The sequence below is a fragment of the Afifella sp. H1R genome (genome assembly GCF_021462425.1).
GTDB classification, from domain to species: domain Bacteria; phylum Pseudomonadota; class Alphaproteobacteria; order Rhizobiales; family Afifellaceae; genus Afifella; species Afifella aestuarii.
Genome location: NZ_JAKEDY010000001.1, coordinates 1,137,635 through 1,153,246, shown reverse-complemented (window position 1 = coordinate 1,153,246; position 15,612 = coordinate 1,137,635). Strand labels below are relative to the sequence as shown.

12 protein-coding genes and 1 CRISPR repeat array are annotated in these 15,612 nt (G+C 64.8%); of the genes, 7 read left to right on the top strand and 5 right to left on the bottom strand.

Features of this window, described 5'->3' with window-relative positions; all coding sequences use genetic code 11:
• The first annotated feature begins 575 nt into the window (after window positions 1–575).
• From kdpF to L0F51_RS05460, 6 genes are all read left to right on the top strand, one after another.
• A complete protein-coding gene (gene kdpF, locus L0F51_RS05485) occupies window positions 576–665 on the top strand; it encodes a K(+)-transporting ATPase subunit F (RefSeq protein ID WP_092816200.1) in 90 nt (29 codons plus the stop codon).
• A gap of 9 nt (window positions 666–674) precedes the next feature.
• Window positions 675–2,396 (top strand): potassium-transporting ATPase subunit KdpA, encoded by a 1,722-nt coding sequence (gene kdpA / locus L0F51_RS05480; protein WP_234628266.1) that lies wholly within the window; start codon window positions 675–677, stop codon window positions 2,394–2,396.
• A 95-nt stretch (window positions 2,397–2,491) separates the two neighbouring features.
• Window positions 2,492–4,528: a potassium-transporting ATPase subunit KdpB gene (kdpB, locus tag L0F51_RS05475; protein ID WP_234629343.1), complete on the top strand. Its 2,037-nt coding sequence runs from the start codon at window positions 2,492–2,494 to the stop codon at window positions 4,526–4,528.
• A gap of 8 nt (window positions 4,529–4,536) precedes the next feature.
• Complete coding sequence (kdpC, locus tag L0F51_RS05470; RefSeq protein WP_234628265.1) at window positions 4,537–5,148, top strand: potassium-transporting ATPase subunit KdpC; 612 nt, start codon at window positions 4,537–4,539, stop codon at window positions 5,146–5,148.
• The gene (locus L0F51_RS05465) at window positions 5,145–7,844 is read left to right on the top strand and encodes a sensor histidine kinase KdpD (RefSeq protein WP_234628264.1); all 2,700 of its coding nucleotides are present in this window, start codon (window positions 5,145–5,147) and stop codon (window positions 7,842–7,844) included. Before kdpC ends, L0F51_RS05465 begins: the two co-directional genes overlap by 4 nt.
• Window positions 7,841–8,533: a response regulator gene (locus tag L0F51_RS05460; protein WP_234628263.1), complete on the top strand. Its 693-nt coding sequence runs from the start codon at window positions 7,841–7,843 to the stop codon at window positions 8,531–8,533. The genes L0F51_RS05465 and L0F51_RS05460 overlap by 4 nt, the downstream gene beginning before the upstream one ends.
• Window positions 8,534–8,680: 147 nt before the next feature.
• Here the strand turns inward: L0F51_RS05460 and L0F51_RS05455 are convergent, their stop codons facing one another.
• Both L0F51_RS05455 and L0F51_RS05450 read right to left on the bottom strand, forming a co-directional pair.
• On the bottom strand, window positions 8,681–10,294 hold the full coding sequence (locus L0F51_RS05455; RefSeq protein ID WP_234629342.1) for a sorbosone dehydrogenase family protein: 1,614 nt from the start codon (window positions 10,292–10,294) through the stop codon (window positions 8,681–8,683).
• Between the two features lie 61 nt (window positions 10,295–10,355).
• Window positions 10,356–10,811: a DUF2231 domain-containing protein gene (locus L0F51_RS05450; RefSeq protein WP_234628262.1), complete on the bottom strand. Its 456-nt coding sequence runs from the start codon at window positions 10,809–10,811 to the stop codon at window positions 10,356–10,358.
• A gap of 762 nt (window positions 10,812–11,573) precedes the next feature.
• Here L0F51_RS05450 and L0F51_RS05445 point away from each other — a divergent pair.
• Window positions 11,574–12,707 (top strand): 1-propanol dehydrogenase PduQ, encoded by a 1,134-nt coding sequence (locus tag L0F51_RS05445; protein ID WP_234628261.1) that lies wholly within the window; start codon window positions 11,574–11,576, stop codon window positions 12,705–12,707.
• A 313-nt stretch (window positions 12,708–13,020) separates the two neighbouring features.
• Window positions 13,021–13,384: direct repeats of the CRISPR family, unit length 32 nt; unit sequence GTTTCGATCCACGCCCCTGCGTGAGGGGCGAC.
• A gap of 213 nt (window positions 13,385–13,597) precedes the next feature.
• Here the strand turns inward: L0F51_RS05445 and cas2 are convergent.
• From cas2 to cas4, 3 genes are read right to left on the bottom strand one after another with little or no spacing between them, the layout of a single operon-like run.
• Window positions 13,598–13,888, bottom strand: coding sequence for a CRISPR-associated endonuclease Cas2 (gene cas2 / locus L0F51_RS05440; protein ID WP_234628260.1), 291 nt, complete (start codon window positions 13,886–13,888; stop codon window positions 13,598–13,600).
• Between the two features lie 3 nt (window positions 13,889–13,891).
• Window positions 13,892–14,926, bottom strand: a complete 1,035-nt coding sequence (gene cas1c / locus L0F51_RS05435) for a type I-C CRISPR-associated endonuclease Cas1c (protein WP_234628259.1) — start codon at window positions 14,924–14,926, stop codon at window positions 13,892–13,894.
• On the bottom strand, window positions 14,923–15,612 hold the full coding sequence (gene cas4 / locus L0F51_RS05430) for a CRISPR-associated protein Cas4 (RefSeq protein WP_234629341.1): 690 nt from the start codon (window positions 15,610–15,612) through the stop codon (window positions 14,923–14,925). Before cas4 ends, cas1c begins: the two co-directional genes overlap by 4 nt.

Sequence of the window (15,612 nt, the reverse complement as noted above, 5' to 3'; positions counted from 1 at the left end):
CGCCTCGAAGGTCGTGACGCAAACCGCCTTGGCGCTTGGTCTTTTCGCCGTTCTCGGAACGCTTGGCGGATGCGGGATGGGCCGCACGGTGTCGGATACGTCCAACACGTTTGATGACCTTTCCGGCCTCGCTCAGAAATGGCACGAGCCGGACCGAAAGGCAGACGACGGGAGCCCGGCTTCGGAAACGGAGCCCGCGTCGCGTTAGCCTCCGGCGAGGCATTCCGACTGCGAAGTCCGGAATCGTCTCAACGACTTCGATCGAAACGTTCATCCAAGCATTGCGGCTGAGGACGGGCAGGGCGCTTCACCCCCGAATGGCCCATGGTCTGCCCTTGGGACTCTGTGTGACGTCGTGCTCGTGTGAGGGAGGCCCGATGTCGCCTCCTTCATTTATGCCTCGTTGATGCGATCCGCCAGAAACGCGAATGGCCCGTTTATGGCCTCCGCGCCCATCCTCCGCTCACGTTCCGGATGATGGAGATGAAATGCTCGACGTCTTCTTTGTCGGCCTCGCGCTTGGCTTTTTCGCTGCCGCGGCCCTTTCGCTGCGCCTCATCGAGAGGCTTTGAGCGATGGCCTTCGACCTTGTGCTCGGCGCCGTCGTGGCGCTCGCCCTTCTCGGCTATCTCGTCTGGGCGCTCCTCAACCCAGAAAAGCTTTGAGGTGCGGCCATGTCTTCCGACATCCTGCTTTTCATCGTCTACGGTGTCGTCGTCACGGCGCTCGCCTGGCCGCTCGGCCTTTTCATGGCGCGGCTGTTTTCGGGAGAGCGAACGCTCCTGACGCCGGTGCTCGGCCCGATCGAGCGGCTTTTCTATCGCACCGGCGGCATCGATCCTGACACGGGTCAGAATTGGGCGCGCTACGCGGCCGCCTGCCTCGCCTTCAACGCGGCCGGCTGGCTGATCCTCTATGCGATCCTGCGCCTGCAGGGCCACCTGCCGCTCAACCCGCAAGGTTTTGGGGGGCTTGCGCCCGACCTCGCCTTCAACACGGCGGTCAGCTTCGTCACCAACACCAACTGGCAGGCCTATGGAGGCGAGACGACGCTTTCGTATCTCAGCCAGATGGCGGGGCTGACGGTGCAGAACTTCGTCTCGGCCGCGACCGGCATCGCCGTCGGCGCCGCCGTGATCCGAGGCTTTGCCGGCCGCGGGTCCGATGGCGCGGATGCGCGCAATCTCGGCAATTTCTGGGTCGATCTCACCCGGGCGGTCCTCTACCTGCTCTTACCGCTCTCGATCCTCTTCACACTCTTTCTCGTCTGGCAGGGGGTGCCGCAAAACCTCTCCGCCTATGTGGATGCCATGACGCTCGAGGGCGCACGGCAGACGATCGCCCAGGGGCCAGCAGCGGCGCAGATCGCCATCAAGCAGCTCGGCACCAATGGCGGCGGCTTCTTCAACGCCAATTCCGCCGTGCCTTATGAAAACCCAACGCCGCTTTCAAACTTCGCCGAGATGGTGGCGATCCTCCTCATCCCGGCGGCCTTCACCTTCATGTTCGGTCGCATGGTGCGCGACATGCGCCAGGGCGTGGCGATCTTTGCCGCCATGGGCATCCTCTTTCTCGGCGCGCTGGCGCTCACCTATGGGGCGGAGAGCGAAGGCAACGCGCTCTTCGCCAACCTTCCCGTCGAGCAGGCTGCCGGCAATATGGAGGGCAAGGAAGTCCGCTTCGGCGTCGGCGAATCGGCGCTCTGGGCGACGGCGACGACCGCCGCCTCCAACGGCTCCGTCAATTCCATGCACGACAGCTTCACGCCGCTCGGCGCTCTCGCGCCGATGCTGCTCATGCAGGTCGGCGAGGTGGTCTTCGGCGGTGTCGGCTCCGGCTTCTACGGCATGCTCGCCTTCGTCGTGCTGACGGTCTTCCTGGCCGGGTTGATGGTCGGGAGAACCCCTGAATATCTCGGACGCAAGATCGAGACGAAAGAGGTGAAGCTCGCCGTCATCGCCTTCCTGGTCATGCCGCTCGGCGTACTCGTTTTCGGCGCCGCGGCTGCGACGCTCCCGGTGGCGCTCGCCTCGCTCCAGAACAAAGGCCCGCATGGGCTGTCGGAGATCCTTTACGCCTATTCCTCGGCGACGGGGAACAACGGCTCGGCCTTTGCGGGCTTCGGTGCTGACACGCCCTTCCACGACACGCTCCTCGGCATTGCCATGCTCCTCGGCCGCTACGTCTTCATCGTGCCGATGCTGGCGATCGCCGGCTCGCTGGCGGCCAAGAAGAAGGTCGCGGCCTCAGCCGGCACATTTCCGACGGACGGTCCTCTCTTCGTCACGCTTCTCGTCGCGGTCGTCCTGATCCTCGGCGGGCTTACCTTCTTTCCGGCGCTCGCCCTCGGGCCGGTTGCCGAACACACGGCGATGCTCGCCGGGGAGACGTTCTGATGCCGCAAGCTCCTTTGCAGGCCGCAACCCATGGCGATCTCCCGAGCGCCGACGCTGCGGCCCTCCATCAGCATCCTGTCAGAAAGCCAGGCGCCATGCGCAGAAAGCCCGATATTTCTCTCTTCGACATGCAGGTGACGGCGCCGGCTTTGCGCGTGGCGCTCGTCAAGCTCGATCCGCGTCATCTGATGAAGAACCCCGTCATCTTCGTCACGGAGGTGGCGGCGGCGCTCTCCACGCTCCTTTTCCTGCGCGGTGTCGTGACCGGTGCCGGCGAGACGGCGGTGGTGGGCCAGATCGCAGCCTGGCTCTGGTTCACGGTCTATTTCGCGACGTTTGCCGAAGCGATGGCGGAAGGTCGTGGCAAGGCGCGGGCGGACACGCTGCGGGCGACGCAGACCGAAACGCCTGCTAAGCTTCTCGCAGCGCTCGATGCGGTGGAGACACGGACGGTTTCGAGCCACACGCTGAAACCCGGCGATCTCGTTCTCGTCGAAGTGGGAGACATCGTCCCGGCGGATGGCGAGATCGTCGACGGCATCGCCTCGGTCGACGAATCGGCGATCACCGGCGAATCCGCCCCCGTCATTCGCGAGGCGGGAGGCGATCGCTCCGCCGTCACCGGCGGTACGCGCCTCGTCTCCGACTGGCTGAAGGTGAAGGTGACCTCGAAGCCGGGCGAGACGTTTCTCGACCGCATGATCGCGCTCGTGGAGGGAGCGGAACGGCAGAAGACACCAAACGAGGTGGCGCTCGGGATCCTGCTTGCCGGCATGACCATCATCTTCCTGATCGTCACCGCGACGCTCGAGCCCTTCCTGCTTTATTCCGGCGCGACGGTTCCTGTGGCCTTCCTGATCGCGCTTCTCGTCACTCTCATTCCGACGACGATCGGAGGTCTTCTCTCGGCGATCGGGATTGCCGGCATGGACCGGTTGGTGAAGGCGAACGTCATCGCCAAGTCCGGCCGGGCGGTGGAGGCGGCGGGCGACGTCGACACGCTTCTCCTCGACAAGACCGGAACGATCACCTTCGGCAACCGGATGGCCGACGATTTTCTGCCGGTTTCGGGCGTCGATGAACGGCAGCTTGCCGAGCTCGCGCATCTTGCTTCGGCGGCGGACGAGACGCCGGAAGGAAAATCGATCGTCGACCTTGCCCGCAAACGCCTCGGCCGGCAGATCGATCACGATGACCGCGTGGTCGCGGCTATTCCGTTCAGCGCGCAGACCCGCATTTCAGGGGCGGATCTGAAAGACGGGCGCGCGATCCGCAAGGGGGCGAGCGACGCGATTCTCGCCTGGTGCGACAAGGCGCCGACGCCGGAGCTTTCGCGCCTCATCGAACGCATCGCCCGCTCCGGGGGCACGCCGCTCGTCGTCGCCGCCGACCGCAAGCCGATCGGCGTCGTGCATCTGAAGGATGTGGTGAAGCCCGGTATCCGCGAGCGCTTTGCCGAGCTGCGGCGCATGGGGGTGCGCACCGTCATGGTGACGGGCGACAACCCGCTGACGGCCGCTGCGATCGCGGCCGAAGCCGGCGTCGACGACTTCCTGGCGGAGGCGACGCCGGAAAAGAAGCTCGAACTCATTCGCGCCGAGCAGGCGGGGGGCAAACTCGTTGCCATGTGCGGCGACGGGTCCAACGATGCGCCGGCGCTGGCGCAGGCCGATGTCGGCGTCGCCATGAATTCCGGGACGCCCGCCGCCAAGGAGGCCGGCAATCTCATCGATCTCGACAGCGATCCGACGAAACTCATCGAGATCGTGCTGGTCGGCAAGCAGCTCCTGATCAGCCGCGGTTCGCTCACGACCTTCTCGATCGCCAATGACGTGGCGAAATATTTCGCGATCCTGCCGGCGATTTTCGTCGCCGCTTATCCAGGTCTCGCAGCGCTCAACGTCATGCGCTTGGAAAGCCCGGCAAGCGCCATTCTGTCGGCGGTGATCTTCAACGCGCTCGTCATCATCGCGCTCATTCCGCTCGCCTTAAAGGGCGTGCGCTATGCGCCGGCGACGGCCGCGAGCCTCTTGCGGCGCAATCTTCTCATCTACGGCCTCGGGGGGCTGATCGTGCCCTTCATCGGCATCAAGGCCATCGACCTTCTCATCACCTCCATCGCAATCGTCTGAGCAAAGCCATGATCGACCAGCTTCGCCCTGCCATCGTTCTTTCGGTTCTCATGACCGTGCTTCTCGGCCTCTGCTATCCGCTCGCCCTGACCGGTCTCGCTCAAACGCTGTTTCCGGCCGAGGCCGCCGGCAGCCTCATCGAGCGCAACGGACAGGTCGTGGGATCCCGTCTGGTCGCCCAGACATTTTCGGCTCCGGGCTATTTCCATCCGCGGCCGTCGGCCGGTGACGTCGATGCCGGCGCGTCCGGGGGCAGCAATCTCGGTCCCACCAGCGCGGCCCTCCTCAAGCGGGTTTCGAGCGAGGCCGAAAGGCTCAGCCGGGAAGCCGGAGGTGCGCGCGTGCCCGTCGATCTCGTTACGACATCGGGCAGCGGTCTCGATCCGCACATCTCTCCGGAAGCGGCCTTCTTTCAGGCGCCGCGCGTCGCCAAGGCGCGAGACCTTCCCCTGCAGCAGATGCGCGACCTGGTGGCGCGTCATATCGAGGGGCGCAGCCTCGGACTTTTCGGCGAGGCACGCGTGAATGTTCTTGCGCTCAACCTGGCGCTCGACGAGCTTCGGCCGGCCGGGAATAACGGCGTGCCGGTGGCGGAAGGGGCGATCAGCAGGGCGCAATGAACGAGCCGGATAACCGTCCCGAGCCTGAGGCTCTTCTTGCGGAAGCATCGCGGGAAGGAAGGGGGCGGCTCAAGATTTTCCTTGGCGCGGCGCCCGGCGTCGGCAAGACCTATTCCATGCTCGAGGCGGCGCGCGAGCGCCGCACGGCGGGTCTCGACGTTGCCGTCGGCGTCGTCGAGACGCACGGCCGCGCCGAGACGGAACGCCTTGCAGGCGGGCTTGAAATCATCCCGAGGCGGCGCGTCCTCTATCGCGGCCGGTTTCTCTCCGAGATGGACGTCGATGCGATCCTGAAGCGTCGGCCGGGCCTCGTCCTCGTCGACGAACTCGCCCACACCAACGTTCCCGAAAGCCGGCATCCGAAGCGCTGGCAGGATGTGGAGGAGCTGATCGGCGCGGGCATCGACGTCTATACGACGCTCAACATCCAGCACCTGGAGAGCCTCAACGATGTCGTCGCGCGCATCTCCGGCGTGCGTGTGCGCGAGACGGTGCCCGATCGCGTCGTCGAACTGGCGGATGAGATCGAGCTGATCGACCTGCCTCCCGACGAGCTGATCGAAAGGCTGCGTGAGGGGAAGGTCTACGTCCAGGAGCAGATTGCGCGGGCCATCCAGAACTTCTTCTCCAAGGGCAATCTGACGGCTCTGCGCGAGCTTGCCATGCGCGTCGCGGCCGACCGTGTCGATGCGCAGATGATGGCGCATATGAAGAGCCACGCGATCCCGGGACCGTGGCCGACACAGGAGCGAATCCTCGTTTGCGTCAACGAATCGCCGGTCGCCGGCGTGCTGGTACGGGCCGCCAAACGGGCTGCCGACCGCGGCCGCTTTCCGTGGATCGCGGTGCACGTCGTCACCCCGGCCTCGGAGAGCCTGCCGGAGGCCGCGAAGGATCAGATCGCCGAGACGCTGAGGCTCGCCGAAACCCTCGGCGGCGAAGTCGCTTCGCTCAACGCAGAATCGCGCATCGCGCAGGAGATTCTCGCTTTCGCACGCTCGCGCAATGTGAGCCGCATCGTCGTCGGCCGCCCGCGCATGCGTACCCTTTCCGCGCGGTTCTTTCGCGAGAACGTGGCGAACGAGATCATCCGCGCCGCGAGGGATTTCGAGGTCACGGTGATCGCCTCGGACGCCGCGCGAGCGCGTCGCGACAAGGTGAGGGCGCCGCATCTCTTTCCGACCTGGGAGGCGGAAGCCTATGGGGTGGCGACCGTGGCCGTTCTCGCGAGCAGCGCGATCGGCGCGGCGGTCCATCGGGCTCTGCCGGTGGAGAGCCTGTCGCTCCTCTACCTCGCCTCGGTGATCGCCCTCGCCACGCGGTACGGCCTCTGGCCCTCGATCTATGCGAGCGTCCTGTCCTTCCTCGCCTACAACTACTTTCTGACCGAGCCGTATTATACGTTCAGCGTCCACAGCGAGACGGTGGTCCGCACCCTTTTCCTCTATCTCGCCGTGGCGATCGCGACCGGCAATCTCGCGGCGCGGCTGCGCGCGCAGGTGAAGGCACAGCGCAACATCGCTAGGCGTACGGTAGCGCTCTATGATTTCAGCCGCAAGATTGCGAGTGCAGCTTCGCTCGACGACGTCGTGTGGGCGGCAGTCCACCACGTCGCCTCGACGTTGAACTGCTCCTCGCTCATCCTCGGGCCTGGCCCGGACGGGCAGCTGACCATCCTCGGCGGCTATCCGCCCGAGGACCAGCTCGAGGCGAAGGATCGTGGCGCGGCGGAATGGGCCTGGGAGCATGGAGAAATCGCCGGCTGGGGCTCGCCGACACTGCCGGCGTCTTCGTGGCTGTTTCTGCCGCTCAAGACGGCGCATGGCAGGGAAGGGCTGCTCGGCGTGAGCTTTGCGCGCTCGCAGCCGCTCGCTCCCGACGAGCGCCGCCTCCTGGAAGCGCTCGTCGATCAGGTGGCGATCGCCGTCGAGCGCACCCGTCTGGCGGCCGACATGGAGGAGACGCGGCTGCTTTCCGAGACGGAGAGGCTGCGCGCCGCGCTTCTGTCGTCCGTCAGCCACGATCTGCGCACGCCGCTCGTGTCCATCATTGGGGCCGCGTCGGGTCTCCTGGAGGCCGATGAAGCGCTTGGCCCGTCGGGTCGCGTGGCGATGGCCGAAACCATCCGCGACGAGGGCGAGCGGCTCAACCGCTACATCCAGAACCTTCTCGACATGACGCGTCTCGGCTATGGCGCATTGCAGGTCCGGCGCGACTGGGTCGACATGCGGGAGGTGGTGGGCCGCGCCGTTCGTCAGCTCCGTCGGCGTCTTGCGGGACATACCCTCGCCATCGAGCTGCCGCGTGACTTGCCCATGGCTGCGGGTGATCCCGTACTTTTAGAGCAGGTCATCGCGAATCTTCTCGACAATGCCGCGAAATACGCCGAGGCCGGCACCGAGATCGCGGTGTCGGGCCGCGTCGAGGCGGGGCAGCTTCATCTCTCGGTGCGCGACGAGGGCCCCGGCATCCCGGTCGAGGACCGCGCCCGTGTGTTCGACATGTTCTATCGCGTGCGTGCCGGGGACGCGCAGAGAGCCGGCACCGGCCTCGGGCTCGCCATCTGCAAGGGCATCGTGGAGGCACATGGCGGCGAGATCACCATCGGCACGGGCTCGGGCGGCCGCGGAACCGCCATAACGGTGAAGCTTCCTCTGGCTCCCGAGGTGCCGAAGAAGGCGACGGCAGAACCATGAGCGCCACGCGTATCCTGATCGTCGACGACGAGCCGCAGATCCGGAAGTTCCTCCGGGTGGCGCTCGGAGCGCATGGTTTTGAGGTTTTCGAGGCGGAGAATGGCCGCAAGGGGGTGGAGGCCGTCGCCTTGAAGGAGCCCGACCTCGTTATTCTCGATCTCGGTCTGCCCGATATCGATGGCAAGGAAGTGATCACGCGCCTTCGCGAATGGTCGAACCTGCCGATTCTCGTGCTGTCCGTCAGGGAAGGGGAGGATGAGAAGGTCGCCGCCCTCGATGCCGGGGCGAACGACTACGTGGTCAAGCCTTTCGGGATCCCGGAGTTTCTGGCACGCGTGCGGGTTCTCCTGCGTCCCACGCGAAAAACCGGAGAGGACTCCGCCGAGATCGTGGTCGGTGATCTGAAGCTCGATCTCGCCCGCCACGAGGTGTCGCTGGCGGCGGAGAAGCTCAAGCTGACGCCGAAAGAATTCGAACTTCTCGCTTATCTGATGCGCAATGCCGGCCGCATCCTCACCCACCGGCAGATCCTGACGAGCGTCTGGGGCCCTGCGAATGCCGAAGACGTGCAGTATCTGCGCGTTTTCGTCGGACGTCTGCGCCAGAAACTTGGCGATGACCCGGCGAGCCCTCGCTATATCCTGAACGAGCCCGGGGTCGGCTACCGCTTCCTGCGCCCGGAGGAGTGAGGGCGGCGTGCTGAAACCCATGCCCGCCGCCGTTCCATATGGTTCTGCCTAAATCACAATATAAACCAATATGATATTTGGTTTTGTTAATGCCATATGGGGGCTGTTGCCATCGCTCCGTGGCTCCGCAGAACACCGGCTCGCCTGTCACTGGTTTCTGCTAGAGTTCGGTGCCGGCTCTGTCTGCGGAAGAACAGCCGGAGCGATCTCCGTCTGGCCGGGGGCAGGCGCCGAATCCGCCGGCGGCGCAACGGGCGCCTGACCTGTCATCATCTCGTCGGCAGAGGCGGCGGGCCTCTCCTGGTCGACAGGTGTGGAGGTCTGATCAGGCGTCGATGTTGTGCCGGATGGCGAAGCCGCCTCTGGCGATTGCTGCGGGCCGGACCTGCCTGCTACCGATCCCGAGGTTGCCCCGGAGGCTCCGGCACTGCCCGCAGACGCGGCCGAGACCTGATCGGTGCCGATCGGTTGGGGGGTCACGGAGCCGTCGGCGGCCGCCACGCGCCAGACTGTGTTGCCGGCATCATCGGCGATCAACAGCGCGCCGGTGCCGTCGATCCCAACACCGACCGGGCGACCATGCGCTTCGTCGCCATCGATGAAACCGGTCACCACATCTTGCGCCATGCCAGAGGGTGTGCCGTTCTCAAACGGGATGAAGACGACCTTGTAGCCGTTGAAGAAGCTGCGGTTCCAGCTGCCGTGCTCGCCGACGAAGGCGCCGTTGCGATAGGCTTGTGGCAGGGCAGAGTTCAAAGAAAAGGTCATGCCCAAAGGCGCGACGTGGCTCGAGAGGGCGTAGTCCGGCGCGATCGCCTCCTCCACCATATCGGGCCTCTTCGGGCGGACGCGCTCGTCGACATGGTCGCCGTAATAGCTCCACGGCCAGCCGTAAAAGGCGCCCTGCTGGACGGAGGTCATGTAGTCGGGAACAAGGTTCGGCCCGAGTTCGTCGCGCTCGTTGACGACCGCCCAGAGCGCGCCGGTCTGCGGATTGAAGGTCAGGCCATTCGGGTTGCGGAGTCCCGAGGCGTAAACCCGCGCTGCGCCGGTTTGACGGTCGACCTGCCAGATCGCGGCGCGACCTTTCTCGGCCTCCAGTCCGTTTTCCAGGATGTTGGAATTGGAGCCGACCGACACGAAGAGGCTCTGCCCGTCCGGAGAGAGGGCGAGATCCTTCGTCCAATGATGGTCGATCGGTCCGCCCGGAAGGGGGGTGAGCACTTCCGGCGATGCCGTAATCTCGGTGTCCCCGAGCGCGTAGGGATAGGTGAGAATGGCGTCGGTTGCGGCCACGTAGAGCGTGCCGTCGGCCCACGCCACGCCGAAGGGGGAGTTCAGTCCGGTGAGAAGATCGTGGCGTTCATCAACCGTGCCGTCGCGATCGGTATCCTGCAAAAGCGTGATGAGATTGCTTTCCTTCGTATCGCCGCCTCCGCCATGGGCAAAAGACATGATCCATCCGCGGATGATATCCTTCGGACGCGACACGGGTTCGCCTCCTGGACCTCGCGATTGGATGACGAGGACGTCCCCATTCGGCAGCGTGTGCAGCGCCCGCGGATTGGCGAGATCCTGGGCATAGGCGATGATGGCGAGACCATCGGGGACGGACGGTGTTTCGCCCTCGTTCCAGCCGATCACCTCCGCCACCTTCATGTTGGCAATGAGCGGAGGATCAGGCTCCGGGAGAACCGGGTCGGGACCGATCTGTTGCGAAATATCGAAGTCTGAGCCGTCGTCGCCGCAACTCGCCAGCATGGCGGTCAGGAGAACACTGCCGGCGAGCGTGAGCGTGCGGCCCGCGAGACCCGCGTGAAGTCTAGGCATGGTCGCGATCTCCTCGATGGCTGCTCGCCGTCATGGAGCGGCCGAGAAATCCGGTCGCTATCATGACGAGGACGGTGAGAATGGAGAGGGTGAGGCCCCATGGAACGACGGCCGTCCAGCCGTCACCGGCATGGATGAGGCTGTTGATGAAGGCGAGCACGAGGACGACGATGCTGCCGATCGCGTGCGGCCAGGCTGCACCGCTTCTGCGGGCCGACCTGCGGACGAGAATGTCGATGATACCGACAAGCGCGGCAAGGACGCCGACGACGAGACCGACGAAGAGGAGCCATGCGGAGAAATTCTGCCACATGAGATTGGCCGTCTGCCAGTAGGCGAGGTCCGTGAGGAGGGCGAGGGTGAAACAGACCGTCGGGAACTGGACCAGCACTGCGTGGATGGGCTGCCCGGCGACGGCGTCGTCCGCGGCGGGATGCGATTGCGCCATGGATTGCACCTTCCGATTTGTTCGGTGGCATTGGACTGGGTGACAGTGAAATGACCCGTGGGGGCGCTTTCAGTTCCATCCGTTTCCGGTGAGGCCGGCCGGATCGATAAAACGCACGCGGCCGCTTCGAGCATCGGGGCTCAGAGCCGCGCGAGATTTGGTCTCTACGGCCGGGCTTCCTTTGTGTGGGTTGAAGGGCCCGTGCGGGCCGCTTCCGAAGAAGACAGGATCAACTTTGCGCTATCTCAACGAAGGGTTGTGCGTGTTGAGCGGCATTCGTCGCATTGAAGAGCCGATTGCCGCTCGAGGGATGATTTTGTCGTGACGAGCGGTCGGGCACAGAGCTCCAAAAGCTGAGGAAACACAGGGGCATAATGCCGCGGAGGGTGGCGGGACCCGCAGTGCGGAGATGCCGGAGCGGGGAGAGGCGAGCCGTGCCGCCGCGACGAAAGCGGCGAGGAAACACGCGAGATCGTGCGCTTCCCACAAGGATCTGAGGTCGCCCAGCCCCATGCCGCTCAGATGACCGGGAGGAGGGGCGATCGGGTGGGGCCCGCCAATTCGAGGCCCCATCGCCCGACATACTACCCCTCATCGCTAGACGGAGCTCAGCTGACGCGCCAGATGATGGCGCACTGATCCGAAACTGGATGCGATGTCGCTTGGGGCTTGATGCGATGGCGCGAAGGGACCGGTTTTCAGCTCCGGGCAACGCCGGACCTAAAAATGCGGGGGAGCTCTTCGGCTAAGGAGGCCAAGACGATGAGCGCCATGCATACGTTTTCACTCAAGACAGAGGTTGTCTCTGGGGTGGGTACCCTCGAGCGGCTTCGTGAGTTCCACGGCGAGCGGGTCGGTATCGTCACCGATGCGCTGATGGTGAAGCTCGGTGTGGCGGACCGGGTGCGCCAGTACCTTTCCGGCTCCGCCGTCACGATCTACGACAAAGTCACTCCCGATCCGCCCATTGCCAGCGTCAAGGAAGGGGCGAGGGAGCTTTCCGCATTTCGCCCGACGATCATCATCGGCCTCGGCGGCGGCTCGGCCATCGATGCAGCGAAAGCGATTCTGGCCATCCTGCGGGAGATGAACAGTCGGAGCCGCATCACCTTCATCGCCATTCCGACGACGAGCGGCACCGGCTCCGAGGTGACGGCTTATTCGGTGATTTCCGATCCCGAGAAGGGCACGAAGTTCCCGCTCGTCTCCGACGATCTGATTCCGGATATCGCGCTGCTGGAGCCGGAATTCGTGCGCACCGTGCCGCCCCAGATCACGGCGGATACGGGCATGGATGTGCTGACCCATGCTCTGGAGGCCTATGTCGCCCATTGCGCGACCGATTTCTCCGATGCTCTTGCCGAGAAGGCTGTCAGCCTGACCTTCAAGAACCTTCCCGTGGTTTTTGCCGATGGCCAGAACGTCGAGGGCCGGATTGCGATGCACAACGCCTCGTGCATGGCCGGCATGGCTTTCAACTCGGCCGGGCTCGGTCTCAACCACGGGCTGGCGCATGCCATCGGAGGCCGCCTGCATATTCCGCATGGGCGCATCAACGCCATGCTCCTGCCGTACGTGATCGCGTTCAATGCCGGTCTCGACAAGAACTCTGCGGAGCCCGCGGCAGAGCGCTATGCGCGTTTGGCCCGGCTCCTCGATCTTGAAGGCGAGACAGCCCTGCAAGGCACGCAGAATTTGATCGACGCGATCGTGGACCTGAACAAGCGCTTTGGAGTCCCGTTGACGCTCAAGGCTTTGGGCGCCGACATGGCTGTGCTGGCTGAGAGCAAGGATGCGCTAGTCGCTTCCGCCTTGGCGGATTTCTGCACGTCCGGAAACCCGCGCAAGGCAAGTGCGGAGGATGTCCGGCGGATCATCGAAAAGGTGGCTGGCTGAGGGGCCGGCCCTGTCGATTCCCGGGCGATCAAGGCGTCGTCCGGGTCTTGCCAATCTCGTTGAGCCGTCTTCAACCGTCTCTCGGCGGCCCTTTCCTGGCGTTGCAATTTTACGGGAAAGTGGGGGATCCACACTTGGCGCTCGATTCCCCGGGGCTGGGCTTATGCGCAGTCCTGGTCGCCAGACAAAGGCCGCGCCTCAACGGCGCGGCCGGGCGCTCTCTCTGAGTCGAGAGGCGGCGCGCGGCCGGATAAGCGCGTGTCGCCCAATCCGTTCCTCGAGATCCCGGCTGGTCTAAAAAGCGCAGTCTTTTCAGGATGAAAATGGTGCCGGCTGAGGGGCGACAATCCATCGCCGCCGAACCGGCCGACAATACTGGTTTCGATCCACGCCCCTGCGTGAGGGGCGACAAGGACGGGAAGTTTGGGTTCGCCAACCTCCGCGCTGTTTCGATCCACGCCCCTGCGTGAGGGGCGACCTGACACGACACGAAGCAAGACGTGGCCGCAATGTTTCGATCCACGCCCCTGCGTGAGGGGCGACGAGACGGCATGGGTGAAGCTGATCCCGACGCTCCGCGTTTCGATCCACGCCCCTGCGTGAGGGGCGACCGGTCATAATGCCATAGCTGCGTCCTGGCCTCTAGTTTCGATCCACGCCCCTGCGTGAGGGGCGACGGCCTCACGATAAAGCGAGACCAAGTCAGAGAAACGACGATGTTTGCGCGAACTGGGCCTCGGCGTGCGTCTGGAAGACGGCGCTCCGGGAAAGGCTTCCGTTTCAGTGCAATGTTTTCAGGAGGTTGGGGCGTGCGCGAACCTGCCGGGAAAACGCGGCACGCTTGCGGTTCGCGATAGCTCTTCAGCGTTGCCACCGCTTTCGGTGGAGGATCATACGATCAGGGGGCCTTCAAGATCGGATGCTGGCTTGGCGCCAACATGTTCGACGCGGCGTTGCCCTTTTGCACCAAGATAATAATAGCGCAGGCTGTCGGCTGCCGGATCGATAATGCCTTCCAGCCGTCCCTTCAGTTTCGTCCATTGGGCCGGGTCGACCTCAATCTCGAAGACCGAGAATTGCACGCGCTGGCCGAAATCGCGGCAAGCCTTGGCGATGCGTCGGAGCCGCCTGGCACCGCCCGGGTCACTCGTTCTCACGTCATAGGTTACGAGAACCAGCATCGTCTATTTCCAGAACCAGGGCGGGTAGGCGTCGAGGTCGCCGCGAAGATGCCGCGAGAGCATCTGCGCCTGGATGTACGGGACGAGGCCGAGCGGTGCTTTTTCGCCCAGGAAGGGGTGGAGAAGCTCTTCACGCTTGCGTTCCTGCCAGGCCGTCAGAACGGTGCGACGAGCCTCGTCACGCATGATCACCGCGGCGCCCTCGCGTGTCTCGAAATCGTCGGCAGCAAGCTGCCTGCGATTGATCAACGACAACGCCAGCCGGTCGGCCAGTACGGGGCGCAACTCCTCCATCAGGTCGAGCGCAAGGCTCGGACGTCCAGGGCGGTCGCGGTGCAAGAAACCTACGGCCGGATCGAGTCCGACGGCTTCCGCCGCACCACGGCAATCATGCGTCAAAAGCGTGTAGAGGAAGGAGAGGAGCGCGTTGACGGGATCGAGCGGCGGGCGACGCGAACGGCCGCGAAAACGCATGTTACCGTCTTCGACGCGGATCAGATGGTCGAAGACGGTGAAATAGAGCGCTGCAGCCTCGCCTTCGGCGCCGCGCAGCGCTTCTGCGTCACCTCCGCGAAGTTCGACCCGTCGCAAGATCTGGGCAAGTCGCGCAACCGCGTTTTCAAGGGCCTGGTGCGCTCCTTCGCTCAGTCCGGAGCCATGGTCGCGCAAACCTCGCATCAAGACAGTGCGCTGGTTGGCGATCTTGCCCAAAAGGAGGGCGCGGACGATGTCGACAGGCGTCGCGGAGGCGGCGTATTGGGCGCGCCGCAAGAGCACGTTACCGCTGACGGGCCCTTCGATGCGTGCTTGAAAACGGCCGACGCGGTCGAGAAGCACGATCGTCATACCCTGTGCGGCTGCTGCCCCGATCATCGCGGGTGAGACGGCGATCGGGCCGAACAGAACGATCGAGGCGAGCATGTGGAAGGGAACGCGCGCCCGCTCTATGCCTTCGACCGAGACCACGGCGTTTTCTCCGTCCTTGCGAAGTGCGGCGCCCTCGGTGGTGACGTAGAGCGTGTTGAGGAGCTTCTTCATCCAGCGTTTCCCGGCACTTCTGCAAGGAGGTCGGCGAGCCTCTGCCGTGTCCAGGCGCCGGCGGAGCGGACTACCGCCGTCGGACGGCAGAGCTCGGCGAGCGAGCACGCCCGACACCGGCTCTTGTGAGGCGTGGGAGCGGGCGTCACGTGCTCCGCAAAGATGGTGCGGAGTTCGGCAGCCGTCTCTTCGGTCACCGCGCGCAGGCCGGTGTCGAAAGTGACGGCGACACGTCGGCGCGTCTCGCCATAGAAGAGCGCGCCTTCCGGCACGGGCCGTCCGAGCATCTCTTCCAGGCACAAGGCCTGGGCGCAGAGCTGCACCTCGTCGGCACGATGGGCTTTCGGCTTACCGCGCTTATACTCGACGGGCAGCGGCACTTCGCGTCCGTCTTCCGTGGCATGGAATTCGACTAAATCGGCGACGCCGGCGAGGCCGAGGCGCTTGCTCGCAAGCGGCAGCGAAAAGACGCGACGCATACCGCGGACACGGCGCTGGCCGGGACGGTCCGCCGTAATGTGCAGGATATCGCCTTCGGCCGTGAAGCGGTTCTCCGCCCACATGCGTTCCAGATGGATGAGCGCGGCTTGGCGCGGGCAATAAACGGCATGCTGAAGGGCGGAGAGGGGAATGGGCTCGCCGCCCTCTGCAGGGGCTTCTCTACCGAGAAGATCCGCCGACGCCAT